Origin of the sequence: Halomonas sp. TP35 (assembly GCF_052375975.1) — a bacterium.
GTDB classification, from domain to species: Bacteria; Pseudomonadota; Gammaproteobacteria; order Pseudomonadales; family Halomonadaceae; genus Vreelandella; species Vreelandella citrativorans.
Window position 1 is genome coordinate 15,521 of sequence record NZ_JBQSUZ010000014.1, and the last position, 17,326, is coordinate 32,846.

16 protein-coding genes are annotated in these 17,326 nt (G+C 54.7%); 9 read left to right on the forward strand and 7 right to left on the reverse strand.

Features of this window, described 5'->3' with window-relative positions; translation table 11 throughout:
* Positions 1-127: 127 nt before the first annotated feature.
* The 6 genes from cyoE to ACT3RU_RS14400 all read right to left on the reverse strand — a co-directional run bounded on the left by cyoE (position 128) and on the right by ACT3RU_RS14400 (position 5,981).
* On the reverse strand, positions 128-1,054 hold the full coding sequence (cyoE, locus tag ACT3RU_RS14375) for a heme o synthase (RefSeq protein ID WP_087108380.1): 927 nt from the start codon (positions 1,052-1,054) through the stop codon (positions 128-130).
* Positions 1,012-1,335 carry a cytochrome o ubiquinol oxidase subunit IV gene (gene cyoD / locus ACT3RU_RS14380; protein ID WP_087108378.1) on the reverse strand — a complete coding sequence of 108 codons (324 nt, stop codon included), beginning with the start codon at positions 1,333-1,335 and terminating at the stop codon, positions 1,012-1,014. Before cyoD ends, cyoE begins: the two co-directional genes overlap by 43 nt.
* The gene (gene cyoC / locus ACT3RU_RS14385; protein WP_192526707.1) at positions 1,332-1,946 is read right to left on the reverse strand and encodes a cytochrome o ubiquinol oxidase subunit III; all 615 of its coding nucleotides are present in this window, start codon (positions 1,944-1,946) and stop codon (positions 1,332-1,334) included. The genes cyoD and cyoC overlap by 4 nt, the downstream gene beginning before the upstream one ends.
* Positions 1,946-3,922 carry a cytochrome o ubiquinol oxidase subunit I gene (gene cyoB, locus ACT3RU_RS14390; RefSeq protein ID WP_192526706.1) on the reverse strand — a complete coding sequence of 659 codons (1,977 nt, stop codon included), beginning with the start codon at positions 3,920-3,922 and terminating at the stop codon, positions 1,946-1,948. The genes cyoC and cyoB overlap by 1 nt, the downstream gene beginning before the upstream one ends.
* 2 nt (positions 3,923-3,924) lie before the next feature.
* Positions 3,925-4,911 carry a ubiquinol oxidase subunit II gene (gene cyoA, locus ACT3RU_RS14395; protein ID WP_192526705.1) on the reverse strand — a complete coding sequence of 329 codons (987 nt, stop codon included), beginning with the start codon at positions 4,909-4,911 and terminating at the stop codon, positions 3,925-3,927.
* 278 nt (positions 4,912-5,189) lie between these two features.
* Positions 5,190-5,981, reverse strand: coding sequence for a DeoR/GlpR family DNA-binding transcription regulator (locus ACT3RU_RS14400; RefSeq protein WP_192526704.1), 792 nt, complete (start codon positions 5,979-5,981; stop codon positions 5,190-5,192).
* Positions 5,982-6,333: 352 nt separating this feature from the next.
* On the opposite strand from ACT3RU_RS14400, the gene ACT3RU_RS14405 reads away from it, so the two are divergent.
* The 8 genes from ACT3RU_RS14405 to ACT3RU_RS14440 all read left to right on the forward strand — a co-directional run bounded on the left by ACT3RU_RS14405 (position 6,334) and on the right by ACT3RU_RS14440 (position 14,565).
* Positions 6,334-7,176, forward strand: a complete 843-nt coding sequence (locus tag ACT3RU_RS14405; protein ID WP_407647898.1) for an outer membrane protein OmpK — start codon at positions 6,334-6,336, stop codon at positions 7,174-7,176.
* A 55-nt stretch (positions 7,177-7,231) separates the two neighbouring features.
* A complete protein-coding gene (locus ACT3RU_RS14410) occupies positions 7,232-8,515 on the forward strand; it encodes a NupC/NupG family nucleoside CNT transporter (RefSeq protein ID WP_192526703.1) in 1,284 nt (427 codons plus the stop codon).
* Positions 8,516-8,601: 86 nt separating this feature from the next.
* Entirely contained in the window at positions 8,602-9,393 is a 792-nt protein-coding gene (gene deoC / locus ACT3RU_RS14415) for a deoxyribose-phosphate aldolase (RefSeq protein ID WP_087108367.1), read from the forward strand.
* A gap of 1 nt (position 9,394) precedes the next feature.
* A complete protein-coding gene (gene deoA / locus ACT3RU_RS14420; protein ID WP_192526702.1) occupies positions 9,395-10,723 on the forward strand; it encodes a thymidine phosphorylase in 1,329 nt (442 codons plus the stop codon).
* A 27-nt stretch (positions 10,724-10,750) separates the two neighbouring features.
* Entirely contained in the window at positions 10,751-11,995 is a 1,245-nt protein-coding gene (locus ACT3RU_RS14425; RefSeq protein WP_192526701.1) for a phosphopentomutase, read from the forward strand.
* A gap of 32 nt (positions 11,996-12,027) precedes the next feature.
* Positions 12,028-12,771 (forward strand): purine-nucleoside phosphorylase, encoded by a 744-nt coding sequence (gene deoD / locus ACT3RU_RS14430; RefSeq protein WP_192526700.1) that lies wholly within the window; start codon positions 12,028-12,030, stop codon positions 12,769-12,771.
* Between the two features lie 24 nt (positions 12,772-12,795).
* Entirely contained in the window at positions 12,796-13,203 is a 408-nt protein-coding gene (gene cdd / locus ACT3RU_RS14435; protein WP_018919042.1) for a cytidine deaminase, read from the forward strand.
* 237 nt (positions 13,204-13,440) lie between these two features.
* Positions 13,441-14,565, forward strand: coding sequence for an aminotransferase class V-fold PLP-dependent enzyme (locus ACT3RU_RS14440; protein WP_192526699.1), 1,125 nt, complete (start codon positions 13,441-13,443; stop codon positions 14,563-14,565).
* Between the two features lie 113 nt (positions 14,566-14,678).
* On the opposite strand, the gene ACT3RU_RS14445 is transcribed toward ACT3RU_RS14440, so the two are convergent.
* The gene (locus ACT3RU_RS14445) at positions 14,679-16,115 is read right to left on the reverse strand and encodes a hypothetical protein (RefSeq protein ID WP_087108357.1); all 1,437 of its coding nucleotides are present in this window, start codon (positions 16,113-16,115) and stop codon (positions 14,679-14,681) included.
* A 112-nt stretch (positions 16,116-16,227) separates the two neighbouring features.
* On the opposite strand from ACT3RU_RS14445, the gene ACT3RU_RS14450 reads away from it, so the two are divergent.
* Positions 16,228-17,295: a J domain-containing protein gene (locus ACT3RU_RS14450; RefSeq protein ID WP_087108354.1), complete on the forward strand. Its 1,068-nt coding sequence runs from the start codon at positions 16,228-16,230 to the stop codon at positions 17,293-17,295.
* Positions 17,296-17,326: the final 31 nt, after the last annotated feature.

Sequence of the window (17,326 nt, forward strand, 5' to 3'; positions counted from 1 at the left end):
CCGTCATCGCACCTGATAAGCTTCGCAGGTGCGATCAATGGTAAGTAAGCTTTAAGACAAGAAAAAGCCCCGGGCAGTTTAACTACCCGGGGCTTTTCTAATTCAACCACTTAGCGGTGTGGGTCAATCACGCCCACATTATTGGCACCATGGATTCCAACACAATCACCAGGCTCATCGCGGTGATGGTCAAAATCGAGACGCCAAATACGCGTTTGGCCCAGCGTACATCATCATCCAGCCGGTAGCCGCAAATCGCCAGGTAGAGCCAGTAGCCCCCCATGGTCAGTGCGACGCACAGGTAGCCAGTACCTGCCTTACTCGCCAGCACCAAAGCCAATGAGGCGGGAATAAACGCCACAATGTAGCCAAGGATGTGATGCTTTGCGCGCTTGATCCCGTGAACAACAGGCAGAACGGGAATCGAAGCGCGCTGGTAATCGGCATAGCGGAAAATCGCAATGGCATAGGAGTGCGGCATCTGCCAGAGGCAGAAGATCAACAGCAGAACCATCGCCCCACTGTCAAAGGTACCCGTCACGGCGCAGTACCCAATCACGGGCGGCATAGCGCCTGACAGGCTGCCTACTACCGTGCCGTATTCGGAGTTGCGCTTCATATAGAGGCTATACACCCCCACATACACGCCCCATCCGATAACAGCCAAGGCCACCGTCAACCCGTTGGTGCCCAATGCCAGGCAGACCACACCACTGATACCCAGAAACGCCGACAAGCCCAATGCTTGCGTGATAGAGACGCTTCCCCTAACCAGAGGACGATGGCGCGTGCGCGCCATCAGAGCATCAATATCCCTATCAATCACGTTGTTACAGGCACAGCCTGAGGCGATCACTAACGCGATCCCCAACATGACCGAAGCAAACGTCACCAGATCGAATTCACCGTGCGCGGCTAGAAAGTAGCCGCCAAGGGCGGCAATGAGATTGCCGCCAATGATTCCTGGTTTGGTTAGCTCAAGCAGATCGTGCCACCGATTGGGCATGCTGGTTAGCCGATCATCATGTTGAGATGTAGATGCTGCATGATCCACAGCGAACCTCCTACCACTAGGCCGAGAATCAGCACCGTAAAGACGAAGGAAAGCATGTTCCAGCCATCTTCAGTCTTGAAGTCCAAGTGCATGAACATCACAAGCTGAACCAGCACCTGCAAAACGGCCGTCACAGTGATGATTCCCACGTTCACGGGTAAGCTGAACGAACCCAGCATAACCGCGCCAAATGGAATGACAGTCAGGACTAACGACAGCACAAGACCCGTTACATAGGACTTTACGGTGCCGTGACCGGACGGTTGGCTAGAAGAACTCATACCAGCACTCCCATCAAGTAGACGAAGGAGAAGACACAGATCCAGACGATATCCAGGAAGTGCCAGAACAAGCTCAAGCACAGGATACGCGGACGCGTTTTATCATTCAGGCCCTTGGTCGACAACTGAACCAGCATGACCAGAATCCAGATCATACCGAAGGTCACGTGCAGACCGTGGGTACCTACCAGTGTAAAGAACGCTGACAGGAAGGCGCTGCGGTCTGGGCCGAAACCTTCATGGATCAGGTGATAGAATTCATAGATCTCCATCCCCAGGAACATCAGGCCCAGCACGAACGTAATGCCCAGCCACATTTTCACCTGGCCGACGCGATTGGCATTCATTGCCAGAACGCCCATGCCGAAGGTGAAACTACTGATCAGCAGTGCAAAGGTGCCGAAGAGAATCAAAGGTAGTTCAAAAATATCCGCGCCGGTCGGCCCACCTGCCGTGCCCCTCATGAGCACGGCGTAGGTGGCGAATAGTGTTCCGAAGATCACTAAGTCGCTCATTAGGTAGACCCAGAAACCAAATACCTTGGTAGGACCGGCATCGTGGTGCTCATGCTCTTCAGCATGGGCATCGTGATGTAGGGATTCAGTAGCCATTACGCCTGGGCCTCCACACGTTGTTGATGAGCACGTTCGATTCGCTCGACCTCTGCAGCAGGCACGTAGTAATCGATATCGTCGTTAGATACCCGCATCAGGAAGCTCACCAGCATGCCGATTGCACTGAACCCAGCCAGCCACCAGATGTGCCATACCATGGCGAAACCAAAGATCATCGCAAAGACACTGATGACGGGGCCGGCCACCGTGTTCCTCGGCATATGGATATCCGTGTAAGGCGCATCGTTCAACTGCTCGTTGCCACGCTGCTTTTGTGACCAGAAGCTGTCGATATCACCAACGACGGGCAGGCGCGCAAAGTTGTAGAACGGAGGCGGTGAAGAGGTTGCCCACTCCAGCGTACGGGCATCCCATGGGTCGCCGGTCACATCAGCATACTTATCGCGGTTACGCACGCTTACGTAGAACTGAATGAGCGTACAAGCGATACCCGCAGCAATCAGCAGTGCACCGACCAAGGCAACGATAAACCAGGGCTGCCATTCAGCGTTCGGGTAAGAGTTCATGCGGCGCACAGCACCGTAGAAGCTCAGTACGTATAGCGGCATGAAGGCCACGTAGAAACCTGACACCCAGAACCAGAACGAGCGCTTGCCCCACTTCTCGTCAAGCGTGAAGCCAAAGGCTTTCGGGAACCAGTAGGTCAGACCCGCCATCATGCCGAAGACCACGCCACCAACGATAACGTTATGGAAGTGGGCAATAACGAACAGACTGTTGTGCAGCACGAAGTTTGCCGCCGGCAGCGCCAGCATAACGCCTGTCATACCACCGAGGACGAAGGTGATAATAAAACCCAGCGTCCAGAGGGTCGGCGAGGTCATTTCCAAGCGTCCACGGAAGATAGTGAACAGCCAGTTAAAGACTTTCACCCCAGTCGGTATGGCGATGATCATTGTCATGATGCCGAAGAAGGCATTGACGTTGGCACCTGCGCCCATGGTAAAGAAGTGGTGCAACCAAACGATGAATGACAGGATCGTGATCGCGATCGTTGCCCATACCATGGTGTGGTAACCGAACAGACGCTTGCGTGCAAAGGTCGCGATAACTTCTGAAAACACACCGAAGGCCGGCAGAATCAGAATATAAACCTCAGGGTGACCCCACGCCCAGATAAGGTTGACGTACATCATCATGTTGCCGCCCATATCGTTCGTGAAGAAATTCATCCCCAGGTAACGATCCAGCGTCAGCATGGCAATAGTAGCGGTCAAAATCGGGAAAGAGGCAATGATCAGTACGTTGGCGCACAGCGACGTCCAGGTAAAGATCGGCATGCGGAACATGGTCATGCCCTTGGTACGCATTTTCAGGATAGTAACGAAGAAGTTAATACCCGTTAACGTGGTACCTATCCCGGATATCTGCAACGCCCATATCCAGTAATCGACCCCTACCCCGGGGCTGTACTCTATCCCCGATAACGGCGCATAAGCCAACCAACCAGTGGTAGCGAACTCACCCACGAACAGAGAAATGTTAACCAGTAGAGCAGAAACCGCGAACAGCCAGAAACTCAGGTTGTTCAGGAACGGGAACGCAACATCGCGCGCACCGATCTGCAACGGAACAACCAGGTTCATCAGGCCGATAACCATAGGCATGGCCACGAAGAAGATCATGATAACGCCGTGGGCGGTAAAGATCTGGTCGTAGTGGTCAGGCGGCAAAATGCCTGTCGAACCGCCTGCGGCTATCGCCTGCTGTACACGCATCATCAGGGCATCAGCAAAACCGCGCAGCAGCATGATAAGCGCCACGATGAAATACATGATACCGAGCTTTTTATGGTCAACGGAGGTGAACCACTCGTTCCATAGCCAGCCCCACTTACGGAAATAGGTCAACGCGCCTAACAACGCCGCGCCGCCTAGAATCCCCACGAGACCCGCAAGAACCAGAATGGGTTCGTGAAGGGGAATTGCTTCTAGGGTTAATTTACCGAACACGGTTACTCTCCCGCCTCATTGCTCACAGGTTGGCCTTCTTCAGCCTCGCCACTCGCTTGGTTGTCGGTCGTTTGATAGGCTTCATTGCTATCGATAGCTGGTGCGCGGGGCGCATCTTGAGTGTCGGTTTCAGGATCGCTGCCAGTATGGAAGCTGGAGACCAGACGCTCATAGAACTCAGGTGTAACACTTGCGAAGTACTCAACGGGGTTGAACGAAGAGCGCTCAGCCAATTGTGAGTAGCCTTCTGGGTAGGTCAGCGTTTGTGGTGACTGCCGAACCTCTTCTACCCACGCATCAAAGTCTTCATCTGATGTCGCGTGAGCATCGAAGATCATTCCAGAGAAACCTGCACCGCTATAGTTGGTCGAACGACCGCTATAGGTACCGATCTCATTAGCTTCGAGATAAACGTCATTATCCATTCCTGCCATGGCATAAATCTGGCTGCCTAGTCGAGGAATGAAAAAAGAGTTCATCACCGAACCGGAGCTCACTCGGAAACGGACGGGCGTATCAACCGGGAATGCCACTTCATTTACCGTTGCAATACCTTGCTCGGGATAAATGAACAGCCATTTCCAATCAAGTGCCACGGCCTGGATTTCAAGCTCAGGAGTATCACTTTCAAGTGCGCGATGGGGGTCAAGGTCGTGTGAACTTTTCCAGGTAATTACGCCCAAAATAGCGACGATTACGACAGGAACCAGCCAAACAATGGCCTCGATCCAGTTGGAGTGCGCCCAATCAGGTAGGTATTCAGCCATCGTATTGCTACGGCGATAGTACCAGCCAAACACTATCGTCATAACAATAACGGGGATGACCACGATCAGCATCAAGCCAAATGAACTCAGGATCAGTGAACGCTGGGTTTCACCAACGACACCTTTTGGGTCCATTAAGGCCGAGCTACAGCCTGCAAGCAGCAAGCATAGCGCAATGAGCACCAGAGTGCCTGACCTGCGCCAGTAGGAAGGTTGTTGCATGGTGCGATCTCGTCAGAGTTGCGTTACAAAACTAGCCGTCAAACAGCAAGCCAAACGATATGCCATATGTCAGCTAACTAACACCCCATACCCTTCCCAAAACACTCTGCCAGAGGTACTGCCTGTGCTCCGGGAAAAATATGCGCTACCGGGATTGGAAGCAGGTAGCGGATTGAACCGACATCCTAACATGAAGGAGGCCCGCTCTAACCGACGTATCTTCCTTTGATCCAAGCAACGAATCAAAGCGACGATTTGACGCACCTGGCCGTAACTTCCTAACACGATTGCTCAAAAGAAGATGGAACAGGAAGGTGGGTAAGCACACGCCCCGTAAAATGGGTAAATAACGCGGGCGCAGCGCCCTCATTAGTCACAACAATGTCAAAATCGTTCAATGACGCGAAATAGGCGGGGCGAATCATGCCGATTTTACTCGCGTCGATCACTAATAAGCGCTGCGAAGCACAGGCAATAGCCGCCTGCTTGGGGGCTACTTCATGAAAGTGAAAACAGCTAACGCCACGCGTGCAATCAACCCCAGCAGCTGAAATAAATGCCTTATTGATACCGATACGCTCAATGGCAGCGCGCATATCATCGCTGCCAAACGATTGTGATGACGCATAAAACAGCCCGCCCAATAGCACCAAACGCACATTGGGTAGAGCCGACACCGCCGTGGCGACATTTAACGCATAGGTCACCACCGTTAGCTCATGAAAATTCCCCAGCTGCCCCAAAAGAGGCACCAGCGTTGAGCCGCAATCAATAAATAGCGTATCGCCCTCTTCAATAAAGCTTGCGGCCCGCTTGCAGAGCAAGTGCTTTAACGGATAGTCGTTGGCTTGCTGCTCCGCCAAATCGTACGCAGGAGTGCTACTTGGGTAACTTGCCATTACCAACCTTCCGCCCAGCAGCGCTAACGCAGAAGGCTGCGTTGAAAGGTCGCGGCGTATGGTCATTTCTGAAACACCGCATAAACTAGCGGCGTCACGTAAATGCAACGTACCACCACCGGCAAGCGTTTCCTGAAGCAATGCCAACCGTTGGGCGCTACGGTCGTTCATACCAGACGTCTCCTCAATACCGTTATTATTCACTTTATAATATGTCGTGTATGGCTCGTGCCATGACCACTGTTATCCAACGGCGTACTTATATCCAACGGCGTACTTAGCCTATGGCCGTGACGTTAAAGCCACAAGCTTAACGTCTGGAACATGCAAGCCTGGCCTTAGACGTTCGGTTAACTCCATGCCTTCCTGCGACACCCCGATAGAGGCATCCAAGAAGCGGTGGTTTGAGTTTATTGCAAATGGGCGTTAAAAAAATAACATGCAATGTTATAATTATAACATTTTCGCCAGCCCACATAATTCTAACGACGGCCAAACTGTGGCAATCCCTCTTGAGGCTTACATGACTGCTCCGATCTCAATGCGTACTTTTTCATTCACTACCAGCGTTGGCGTTTTAGCCGCTGGCTTGGCACTGGCAACACCAGCAATAGCTGCCGATGCGCCGCACCAACCGACGACACCTCTTTGGTCCTTTGCCAATGTCTCGGTTAACTACCTCGACTGGTCTAACGGTACCGAACGTCGCACGGCCTCCAACGCGGCAAAAAGCGACTTCACCTACGTAGAGATAGAAGGCGGTGCGGGCTTTAGCTGGGGCGAGTTCTACGGTTTCTTTGATTTCGAAAACCCGACCAACGACCGGTTCGATGAATCAAGCGGCGGTAAAGATAACTTCCGCACGGCAGGCAAGGTAACGTCACACATTTATCTGGGGGATACCCCGCTGTCGCTCTACGCTCACGTGTACGACTTCCGTGACTACGGCTATAACAGCCGCGAACAAGACCAAATCCTGGGCCTGGGCTACCGCACAACATTCGCCAACGGCTTATGGTTTAAACCCTTTATTGGCGCAGCACGCGTTCAGAGCGAAAGCTATACTGGCATGAATGGCTACATGGCGGGCTGGGTCGCGGGCTATGACTTCGCCGCCCTTAATCAAAACTTCAGCGTCACCAACTGGCACGAGCAAACGTTTGGCCGCGACAGTGACTACCTGGAACAGAACTATGTAGATGGCAAAGCCGGAAGCGTAGGCACCAACGGTGCGCTGAGCCTTTGGTGGCACCCCAGCGATTTGATCACAACGGGCGTTCAGTATCGCTACTCGGAGAATAAGCTCGGCACGCCGAATGCTTATCAAAACGCGATGATTTACTCTGTCAAGCTCAACATACTTTAAACAGGCTCAACTTAACTTTAAACGAGCCCCCCTAGCGGACTCAAAGGATTCCCATATGACACTCCTTATGAGCTTGGTTGGCATGGTCACTCTGGTGGCCATCGCTCTGATTTTTTCTTACGACCGTAAGTCAATTCGCTTGCGTACCGTGCTGGGCGCTTTTGGTATCCAGGCAGCCATCGGGGCGTTTGTCCTCTATGTGCCGTTTGGACAAACCTTTTTGCAAACCATTTCCATGGGAGTAAGCCAGGTACTGGTTTATGCCAACGACGGTATTGGCTTTCTGTTTGGTGGTCTGGCTGATGTTGATAATGTTGGCTTTATCTTCGCGATCAAGGTCCTGCCGGTCATTATCTTCTTCTCCTCGCTGATCGCCGTGCTTTACTACATGGGCATCATGCAGTGGGTGATTCGTATTCTGGGTGGCGGGCTGCAAAAAGCACTCGGCACATCGCGTACGGAGTCGCTTTCTGCGACAGCCAATATCTTCGTAGGCCAAACCGAAGCGCCGCTGGTGGTACGTCCGTTTATTGCTCGCATGACGCCCTCGCAGCTGTTTGCCGTTATGTGTGGCGGCCTTGCTTCAGTAGCGGGTTCAGTACTTGCCGGTTACGCACAGCTGGGCATTCCCATGGAGTATCTGGTTGCTGCGTCGTTTATGGCAGCCCCGGGTGGTCTGCTTTTCGCCAAGTTGATCATGCCGGAAACCCAGGATGCGACTGACAGCGACAGCATCTCTAAAGTCGAGGAAGAGCTTCAAGAGCAGGAAAACAAACCCGCCAACGTGCTGGATGCTGCGGCCTCGGGCGCCACCTCTGGCCTGATGCTGGCGGCCAATGTTGGCGCCATGCTGCTGGCCTTTATTGCCTTGATCGCACTGATCAACGGCATTTTAGGAGGCGTTGGCGGCTGGTTTGGATTTGAGTCGCTGAGCCTTGAAATGATCCTGGGCTGGCTGTTTGCCCCGCTGGCTTTCATGCTGGGCGTGCCATGGGCTGAAGCCACCGTTGCTGGCTCCTTTATTGGCCAGAAGCTAGTGGTTAATGAGTTCGTCGCCTTTATTAACCTGGCCCCCTACATTGATGGGGAGCAGGTGGTTGCCGCGACGGGTCAATTAATGACTCCCCATACCACGGCCTTCTTGTCTTTCGCCCTGTGCGGCTTTGCCAACCTGTCTTCAATCGCTATTTTGTTGGGCGGTTTAGGCAGTATTGCGCCGAGCCGTCGCGCTGAAATTGCCCGCTTTGGGGGCAAAGCCGTTCTGGCCGGTACACTGTCCAATTTAATGTCAGCCACCATTGCTGGCTTCTTCATCTCGCTGAGCAGTATTACGACCTAACGCAGCGAGTACGACACCATGCAACGGGCGCTGCTGTTTTATCTCGCAGTGCCCGTTTTGTCTTTTATCAATTTTGTGAGAATCCAATGACCGCGACAGCCTCTCCCCACGTCATCCAGGCCGCCCGCCAAGCGCTGAGCTTAATGGATTTGACCAGCCTGAATGACAGCGACACCGACGGCACGATTGAAGCGCTTTGCCAGCAGCTTAAAACGCCTCACGGTAATCCGGCGGCCGTCTGCGTATATCCGCAGTTTATTGTTACCGCTCAGCGTGCGCTGACCGCCCACAAACTCAACGAGCTGGTAAAAATCGCGACCGTTACCAACTTCCCTAATGGCGGCGATGACATTATGGCGGCTGCCCGTGAAACCCGTGACGCAGTTGCCTCCGGCGCCCACGAAGTCGATGTGGTGTTCCCCTACCGCACGCTGATGGCAGGTGACGAAGAAACCGGCCTTGAGCTGGTTGAAATGTGTAAAGCCGCCTGCGCAGATCAGGCCCAGTTAAAAGTCATTATCGAATCAGGCGAACTCAAAGACCCAGCACTTATCAAACGTGCTAGCGAGCTTGCTATTGAAGGCGGCGCCGACTTTATTAAAACGTCTACCGGCAAAGTGGCCACCAACGCCACGCTGGAAGCCGCCGAAATTATGCTGAACGCGATTAAAGCAAGCGGCAAAGACGTTGGCTTTAAAGCCGCAGGCGGCGTGCGCACCACAGAAGAAGCCGCTGAGTACCTGGCGCTGGCAAGCAACATCATGGGCAGTGCATGGATTACACCGGCACATTTTCGCTTTGGCGCATCCAGTCTTTTAGCCAATTTATTAAACACACTGGGCGGCGTAGAAAGCGCAGCACCACAGGAAGGCTACTAATATGCTCCCGCAGGAATTAATTCGCGAAAAACGTGATGGCAACCCGCTGGCAGCTGCGGATATCAAAACGTTTATTCAAGGCATTGCCGATGACCGCATCAGCGACGCTCAGATTGGCGCCTTCACCATGGCGGTATTTCTTAACGGCATGAGCCGTGAGGAAGTCGTAGCCCTAACCACCGCCACGCGTGACTCGGGTCACGTGATGCAGTGGGACTCACTCAACCTGCCCGGCCCAGTGGTAGATAAGCACTCCACCGGCGGCGTGGGTGATCTGGTGTCTCTGGTGCTCGGCCCGTGGGTCGCTGCCTGTGGCGCGTTTGTTCCCATGATTTCAGGCCGTGGCCTGGGCCACACCGGCGGCACGCTGGACAAGCTTGAATCGATTCCCGGCTACGACCCTTACCCTGCCCCTGAGCGCTTCAGCGACGTGGTGAAATCTACCGGTGTGGCGATCATCGGCCAGACCGGCAACCTGGCACCGGCGGATAAGCGCATTTACGGCGTGCGTGACGTCACCGCCACGGTTGAGTCCATTCCGCTGATTACCGCCTCCATTCTGGGTAAAAAGCTTGCCTCTGGCCTTGATGCGCTGGTCATGGATGTCAAAGTCGGCAGTGGCGCGTTTATGCCCACCACCGAAAAATCCCACGAGCTTGCCAAAAGTATCGCCACGGTGGCCACCCAGGCCGGTACGCCGACGACCGCACTTCTCACCGACATGAGCCAGCCGCTGGCACCGTGCGCGGGCAACGCGGTTGAAATCGTCGAGACGCTGGAACTGCTGCGCGGTGAGCGCCCGAACAGCCGCGTAATGCAGGTTACCCGTGAACTGGCCGTGGAAATGCTCATGGCGGGCAAACTGGCGAAAAGCCGTGAAGATGCCCTAAGCCAGCTTGAAAAAGCCCTGACCTCGGGTGCCGCCGCCGAAGTATTCGCACGCATGGTACGTGAGCTGGGCGGCCCGGGTGACTTTATGGAGCGCTCAGACAGCTACCTTGCCAAAGCCAACGTGGTCAAACCCGTGTATGCCGAGCAGTCGGGCAATGTGTTGCGCATCGATACTCGCGCAGTAGGCATGAGCGTGGTGGAACTGGGCGGTGGTCGCCTGCGTAACGATGCCAGTATCGATCATAGCGTGGGCTTTAGTGCGATTGCCGAACTGGGCGCCCAGGTGGATAACCAGCAGCCGCTGGCCTTCGTTCACGCACGTAGCGATGAAGCAGCTGACCGCGCCGCTGCCCAGCTGCGTGCAGCGATCACTATTGGCACGGGTGAAGCAACGATTGATTCACTGCTCCAGGAAACCTATCGCGGTGAAGCGCTTTAATTAGCACCATCTGACGAGGAAAACGCCATGAAACGTGCAATTGTGCTGGTACTAGACTCCTTCGGCATCGGCAGCGCCGCCGATGCCGCCGCCTTCGGCGATGAAGGCTCGGACACCCTGGGCCATATCGCTGCCGCCTGCGCGCGTGGCGACGCCGATACGGCTGAGCGCTCGGGCCCCTTGAAGTTGCCTAACATGGCCAAGCTTGGCCTGTTTCACGCCCACCGGGATAGCACCGGCACGGTTGCCGAAGGCGTTGCTCTGCCCGAGGTGCTTGAAGGCGCCTACGCGCACGCTCAGGAAATTTCCAGCGGTAAGGACACCCCGTCCGGCCACTGGGAAATCGCCGGCGTGCCGGTACGTTTTGACTGGGGCTACTTTAGCGACAAGACCGAAAGCTTCCCTGCTGCGCTGCTGGACAAGATTGTTCAGGCGGCGAACCTGCCCGGCGTGATCGGCAACTGCCACGCCTCAGGCACCGAAATCATCGCCCGCCTGGGTGACGAGCACGTGCAAACCGGCAAACCGATTGTGTATACCTCGGCGGATTCAGTCTTCCAGATTGCCGCCCACGAAGAGCATTTTGGCCTGGATCGCCTTTACGCCCTGTGCGAAACCGTGCGTGAGCTGCTCGAGCCTTACAACATCGGCCGGGTGATCGCCCGTCCGTTTATGGGTGAAGACAGCGCAAGCTTTGCGCGTACCGGTAACCGTCGCGACTACAGTGTTGAGCCGCCCTCGCCGACCGTACTGCAAAAGCTCGCCGATGCCGGTGGTGAAATGGTATCGATTGGCAAGATTGCCGATATCTACGCCCACTGCGGCATTACCCACAAGGTCAAAGCCAGCGGCCACGATGCGCTGATGGATGCGACGTTAAGTGAAGTGGCGCGCACCGCTGCTGAAACCAGCGACCGCCCGACCATGATCATGACCAACTTTGTTGATTTCGACTCGGTCTACGGTCATCGCCGTGACGTGCCGGGCTACGCGGCCGCCCTTGAGCACTTTGACGCTCGCCTGCCGGAGCTGCTGGCTGCGTTGAACAGTGACGATCTACTGATTCTTACCGCGGATCACGGCTGCGACCCAAGCTGGGAAGGTACTGAGCACACGCGCGAATACATTCCTGTGATGGTCAGCGGCGCTGGGTTCGCGCCAGGGCCGATGGGCGCACGCGATACGTTTGCCGATATTGGCCAGACACTGGCGGATTACTTCGCCCTTCCCGCGATGGACGATGGCAAAAGCTTTCTATCGTATGCTGCCTGATAGCGCTATTTAACAAGACATAAGGAAACCACATGGCTACTCCGCACATTAATGCTGAACAGGGTGATTTCGCGGATACGGTGTTGATGCCCGGCGACCCGCTGCGCGCCAAGTACATTGCCGAAACTTACCTTGATGACGTGCGTCAGGTGAACGACGTGCGTGGCATGTTGGGCTATACCGGCACCTATAAAGGCCGCAAAATTTCCGTTATGGGCCACGGCATGGGTATTCCGTCGGTCTCGATTTACGCCAAAGAGCTAATTACCGATTACGGCGTGACGTCGATTATTCGTGTGGGCTCCTGTGGCGCGGTACGCGACGACGTTAACGTTCGTGATGTGGTGATCGGCATGGGTGCGTGTACGGATTCCAAGGTGAACCGCATGCGCTTTAACGACCACGACTTTGCCGCTATTGCAGATTTTGAGCTGACAAGCCACGCCGTGGCCGCCGCCAAAGCGCAAAACGTGCCGGTGAAAGTGGGCAACATTTTCTCCGCCGATCTGTTTTACAACCCGCAAACCGATATGGCCGAGCTGATGAAGCGCTACGGCATTGTAGGCGTTGAGATGGAAGCTGCTGGCCTTTACGGCGTCGCCGCCGAGTTCGGTGCACGTGCGCTGACCATCTGCACCGTATCGGATCATATTCTGAAAGGTGAAGCGCTCTCCAGCGCCGATCGTCAAACGACGTTCAACGATATGATGATCATCGCGCTGGATACCGTCCTGCGTGATGACGCCGCCAACGCCCAAGTGGGTCACAATGCCTAAGTGGGTTAAACCGAGGAATCATCTATGAGCCAAGCAGACTCTGCTCTGGTCAACACGCTGCTTGATGCATTGAATAATGCCTACGTCCCTTACTCCGACCACCCGGTGGCATCCATCATGGAGTGCCCGGATGGCCAGCAGTTCGTAGGCGCTAACGTCGAAGTCGCTCACTACAAGGGGCTTTGTGCGGAAGCATCGGCCATTAGCGCGATGGTAACCGCTGGCCAGCGCGAGCTTGCCAAGGTGTATGTAATGGGGCCGGGTGAGCACCTATGCACGCCCTGTGGGGATTGCCGCCAGCGTATTCGTGAGTTCGCTACCCCCGATACGCAAATCATGGTTATCTCCCGCCAGGGTGAGGTGCTCAAAACCTACACCATGGAAACATTACTGCCGGACGCCTTTGGCCCCGAGCAATTGCCTCAACGCTAGGCCGCATTCATTACTGCAGTTAGCTGCATCAGGCTGGTTGCCACTCTGCCGCCGTCTTCATGACGGCGGTTTTTTTATTGCCTTGCGAACCACACTGCCAGCACTGGCCTCGCCTAACAATTCCTCGTACTCTATTTCCTCGGGCTCTAATTCCTCGAACTCTATTTCTTCGGGCTCTAATTCCCCAAACCCTGTAAGGCACTTTATCTCGCACGCTTACTTATCAAGGAGAACGCCATGGCGGCCCTACTGCCCAACGTTGATCCCACCGGACTGCTTGAATACTCGGTGGTGTATACCGACCGTTCGCTCAATCACATGTCGCAGCAGTTTCAAGGCGTCATGCGCGATATTTCGACCACGCTGAAAGAGGTCTATAACGCCCATGCAACGGCCATTGTTCCCGGTAGCGGGACGTTTGGCATGGAAGCGGTCGCACGTCAGTTCGCCTTGGATCAGAAAACCCTGGTGATTCGTAACGGCTGGTTTAGCTACCGCTGGACGCAGATTATCGAGATGGGCCGTTTAACCGACCAACACACGGTACTCAAAGCACGCCGCGTGACTGCCAATGACCCGCAGTCGCCGTTTATGCCCGTACCTGCGGAAGAAGCCGCCGAGCGTATCCGCCAGGAAAAACCCGCCGTGGTGTTTGCCCCCCAGGTAGAAACCTCTGCGGGTCTACTACTGCCCGATGACTACATTCGTACCGTGGCGCAAGCGACGCGCGAGGTGGGTGGCCTGTTTGTGCTGGATGCCATTGCCGCAGGCACCCTATGGGTAGATATGCAGAATTTGGGCATCGATGTGGTGGTAAGCGCTCCGCAAAAGGGCTGGAGCGGTTCACCCTGCTGCGCCATGGTCATGCTTTCCGAACGCGCCACACAGCGCTTAAGCGAAACGCAAAGCAACAGCTTTGCCTGCGATTTAGCCAAATGGCACGCGATCATGCAGGCCTACGAAAACGGTGGGCATGCCTACCACGCCACCATGCCAACGGATGCCTTGCGCCAGCTGCGCGATATCATGCAGGAAACCCGCGAATACGGCTTTGCCAAGGTGAAGCAAGAGCAGCAGGCGATTGGTCAGGGCGTACGGGATATGCTCTCGCGCCATGGCTTTATCAGTGTCGCCGCCAACGGCTTCGAAGCGCCGGGTGTCGTGGTCAGCTACACCAACGACGCCGGGCTTGTCGGCAAGTTTGCCCAAGCGGGCATTCAAGTGGCGGGCGGTGTGCCCTTAATGTGCGATGAAGGTGATAACTTCCAGACCTTTCGTATCGGCCTGTTTGGGCTGGATAAGCTGCATCATACTAAACGCAGTGTGGACAACTTGGAAAAGGCCCTTAATTCGTTCAATTAATCAGCCGTTACACGTTGCTTAACACTGACTATATCCACTCAGAAGCGTCTTTTCGGGCGCCTCTGAGTGAATCGCTTGCAGCTGGCTGGCACTCGTATGCGCAGAGGCTGCACTTAAGGACTGAGCTCACTGGATGTGCCTTCTGAGACGCCACTTTCAGCAACTTTTTCGACATCGACAATGCCCGAACGACTAACCACCACCTTCCAACGCGCCAGGTAAGGGGCATCTTCACTGCCGGTTTCACGCACCACCAGGTTGAACAAATGGCGCCGTTCAACGCTTTCACGTACGGCCTGGCCATCTTTTAACCGAAAGATATGATGCTTCTCTTTGCTCATTAAGCGGGTCAGCATCAAGAGATCAATATACAGTGTCTCTCGCGTATGCTCGTAACCACTCAAAAACCGCGTGGGCGACATACGGGAACTGGAACGGTAATGCAGCACATCCTCTTCCCGCTCAGCCACGGTCCGTCTTCGCATCTGTTTGATGTCTTCATTCAGGGCGGTGTAGCGCTTGTAATCAAACCATTCAAGCTGACGCCCCACCAGTGCATTACGCGTGGGGTCAACATACTGGCGACGCCATTTTGGCCGCCCCCGACGCAGCAGGCGCCAAAGCGTATTGCGCAGGTCGTCCTTAAACACTTCACGCAAGGCATACAGCAGCGCCATGGCAAGCACAAACAGCGCCGTAATATCGCCAACGACTTCGCGTACGCGCAATACTCCCAGCGTGACACAGGCCATTACCAGTGCGGTTGCCAACGCTTTTACGGCTTTTTGCTCACCGCCGCCTAACTCCAGCGCCTCCTGCTTCAAGGTAATCGGATATTCAATCAAGCGTCGTAGCAAGCGCATTTTATTCGACATGCGTGTCGGGTCTTCCATCACACGCTCTGAGTTGTACTTCTGTTCGCGTCGATACTCACTTTCACGTTCGCAAACATTAATAAACTGGCGCTTGATATCACTAAACTCGCCACCTCTTGGCATATAGGCCACTAGTGAAAGCAGCTGCTGCTCAGTAAACCAGGAAAGATAGTTATCGATATTGGCGAAATATTTGTATAAGCGCTCGTCCGTGGGTTGGTTGCGGCGCATCTTCCTTAAAATGCTTTCGCTGAGCTTCTGCATTTCATTCAGTTGCTCACACAGCTCTTCTCTTAGCGTCTGCACATCGCTGGACTCTTTTTGCCGTTCGCTACGCAGTTTGCGCTCGCTGACCAGCATTTTTTGAGTCGTCCGCTCCATGGCAGTCACATACTGATACGCATAAAGACTTAAGCTTAATCGGTAAGATTCGCTGCCCAACTGATTACGGCTAGCGAGCCGGCTATGCACTAGCGGCAGGTGGTAGGCATCGCTATAGTACGTCCGCGAGACACTAATGGATGAGTGATAAAATGCCTCTTCCGAGATGACGTGAGCATTTAAACCCAGCTCGCCAGGTACAAAAAGATAGACGTCAAGCCTATGCGATGTCTCTTCCTTGAGCCGCCGTGTAAGGCGTAGCTGGTAGCTATTTTTGCGCTCGACGTTAATCACCTGGTCAATCTCCTACTTCATTGCCTTGAGCGATGATATACCATGACACCAATTGTCATGATGGTCCGCTTCATGCGGGGATGGTTCACCTTTACGCCTTTGGAGCCTGGGAATGCCCATTGCCCGTTTCTCCCCCTTTGAGCTGCTGCTACTGCAAAGCCGCAGCCAAGTGGATACGGCAAAGCTACTGCTGTTGGCCTGGATATTGGTACACCGCCAACACGTTTCAGAAGGTCAACGGCGACGCCGTTTGGCCCAGGTGTGCGCGCACTTTCGTCATGGGCATGAACTGGCGCCAGTCATGCATATTGCGCGGCAGCGCGACCTCAAGGCTATTCAGCTTGCCGCTGAAGTCATTCGCAAGGAGTGCTCTGAAGAGCATAGCCTTGGCGTAATGCATCAAGCCATCACGGTGGCAACCGACAATGGAGACCTTTCTCTGTCGAACCATTATATATTGCGGTTCGTGGCAGATTTGCTCAATGTGCTGCCCACAACACTTGGCACGCTATTTAAAGAGCTTACAGGACGAGCGCTCGCTCTGCCGGAAGATCCCAGCCGCGACGCCTATTGGCGCGTCCATGACGCTGACTATTACGCGCAGCAAGCACGCAAGGCTGAAGAGGCTGCCCGCCAGGCCCGCGAGGCGCAGGAAGAAGCCGAACAGCAGGAAAAAAGGCGCCAGGAAGAAGAAGCCCAACGCGCGCATTCGAAAGCCCAGGAAAAGGCCGAGCGTGAGAGAGCCCGCAGCGACAAATCTCGCAACGACAAGGCGCGTAAAGACCAAGCTCATAACGACAAGGCCCGACAGCAGCAGGAACGTGCTCGGCGCAAAGAGGAGCGTGAGCGCACAAAGCGCCAGCAACAAAACTCGAAAAGCGGTTCACAAAAAGGCTCACAGCAGAACTCACACCAGGGCTATCAGAACGGCTATCAGCACAGCCATCAACAGCGCTCGTCCACACCGCCGCCACCTGATCGCACCACCCGCGCCCTAGCGGTACTGGAGTTATCACCCGGCGTTACCCAAGCAGAAGTGCGCCGTGCCTACCGGCGTATGGCACAGCTACACCATCCGGACCGCTTCTATACCCAAAGTGAACATCAAATTGCCCTTGCTTCAGCACGTTTTCAACGCATAAAAAGCGCCTATGATTACTTGATGCAAACCTATCGATAAAATATGCGCACTCTCTGGTGTTAACCTCCAA

Bases quoted from the DNA above. Each gene is read 5' to 3' on its own strand.
- deoC (WP_087108367.1), top strand. From the start codon at position 8,602: ATGACCGCGACAGCCTCTCCCCACGTCATCCAGGCCGCCCGCCAAGCG.
- ACT3RU_RS14425 (WP_192526701.1), top strand. From the start codon at position 10,751: ATGAAACGTGCAATTGTGCTGGTACTAGACTCCTTCGGCATCGGCAGC.
- ACT3RU_RS14410 (WP_192526703.1), top strand. From the start codon at position 7,232: ATGACACTCCTTATGAGCTTGGTTGGCATGGTCACTCTGGTGGCCATC.
- ACT3RU_RS14400 (WP_192526704.1), bottom strand. From the start codon at position 5,981: ATGAACGACCGTAGCGCCCAACGGTTGGCATTGCTTCAGGAAACGCTT.
- ACT3RU_RS14440 (WP_192526699.1), top strand. From the start codon at position 13,441: ATGGCGGCCCTACTGCCCAACGTTGATCCCACCGGACTGCTTGAATAC.
- ACT3RU_RS14405 (WP_407647898.1), top strand. From the start codon at position 6,334: ATGACTGCTCCGATCTCAATGCGTACTTTTTCATTCACTACCAGCGTT.
- cyoD (WP_087108378.1), bottom strand. From the start codon at position 1,335: ATGAGTTCTTCTAGCCAACCGTCCGGTCACGGCACCGTAAAGTCCTAT.
- deoA (WP_192526702.1), top strand. From the start codon at position 9,395: ATGCTCCCGCAGGAATTAATTCGCGAAAAACGTGATGGCAACCCGCTG.
- cdd (WP_018919042.1), top strand. From the start codon at position 12,796: ATGAGCCAAGCAGACTCTGCTCTGGTCAACACGCTGCTTGATGCATTG.
- cyoA (WP_192526705.1), bottom strand. From the start codon at position 4,911: ATGCAACAACCTTCCTACTGGCGCAGGTCAGGCACTCTGGTGCTCATT.
- ACT3RU_RS14450 (WP_087108354.1), top strand. From the start codon at position 16,228: ATGCCCATTGCCCGTTTCTCCCCCTTTGAGCTGCTGCTACTGCAAAGC.
- deoD (WP_192526700.1), top strand. From the start codon at position 12,028: ATGGCTACTCCGCACATTAATGCTGAACAGGGTGATTTCGCGGATACG.
- cyoC (WP_192526707.1), bottom strand. From the start codon at position 1,946: ATGGCTACTGAATCCCTACATCACGATGCCCATGCTGAAGAGCATGAG.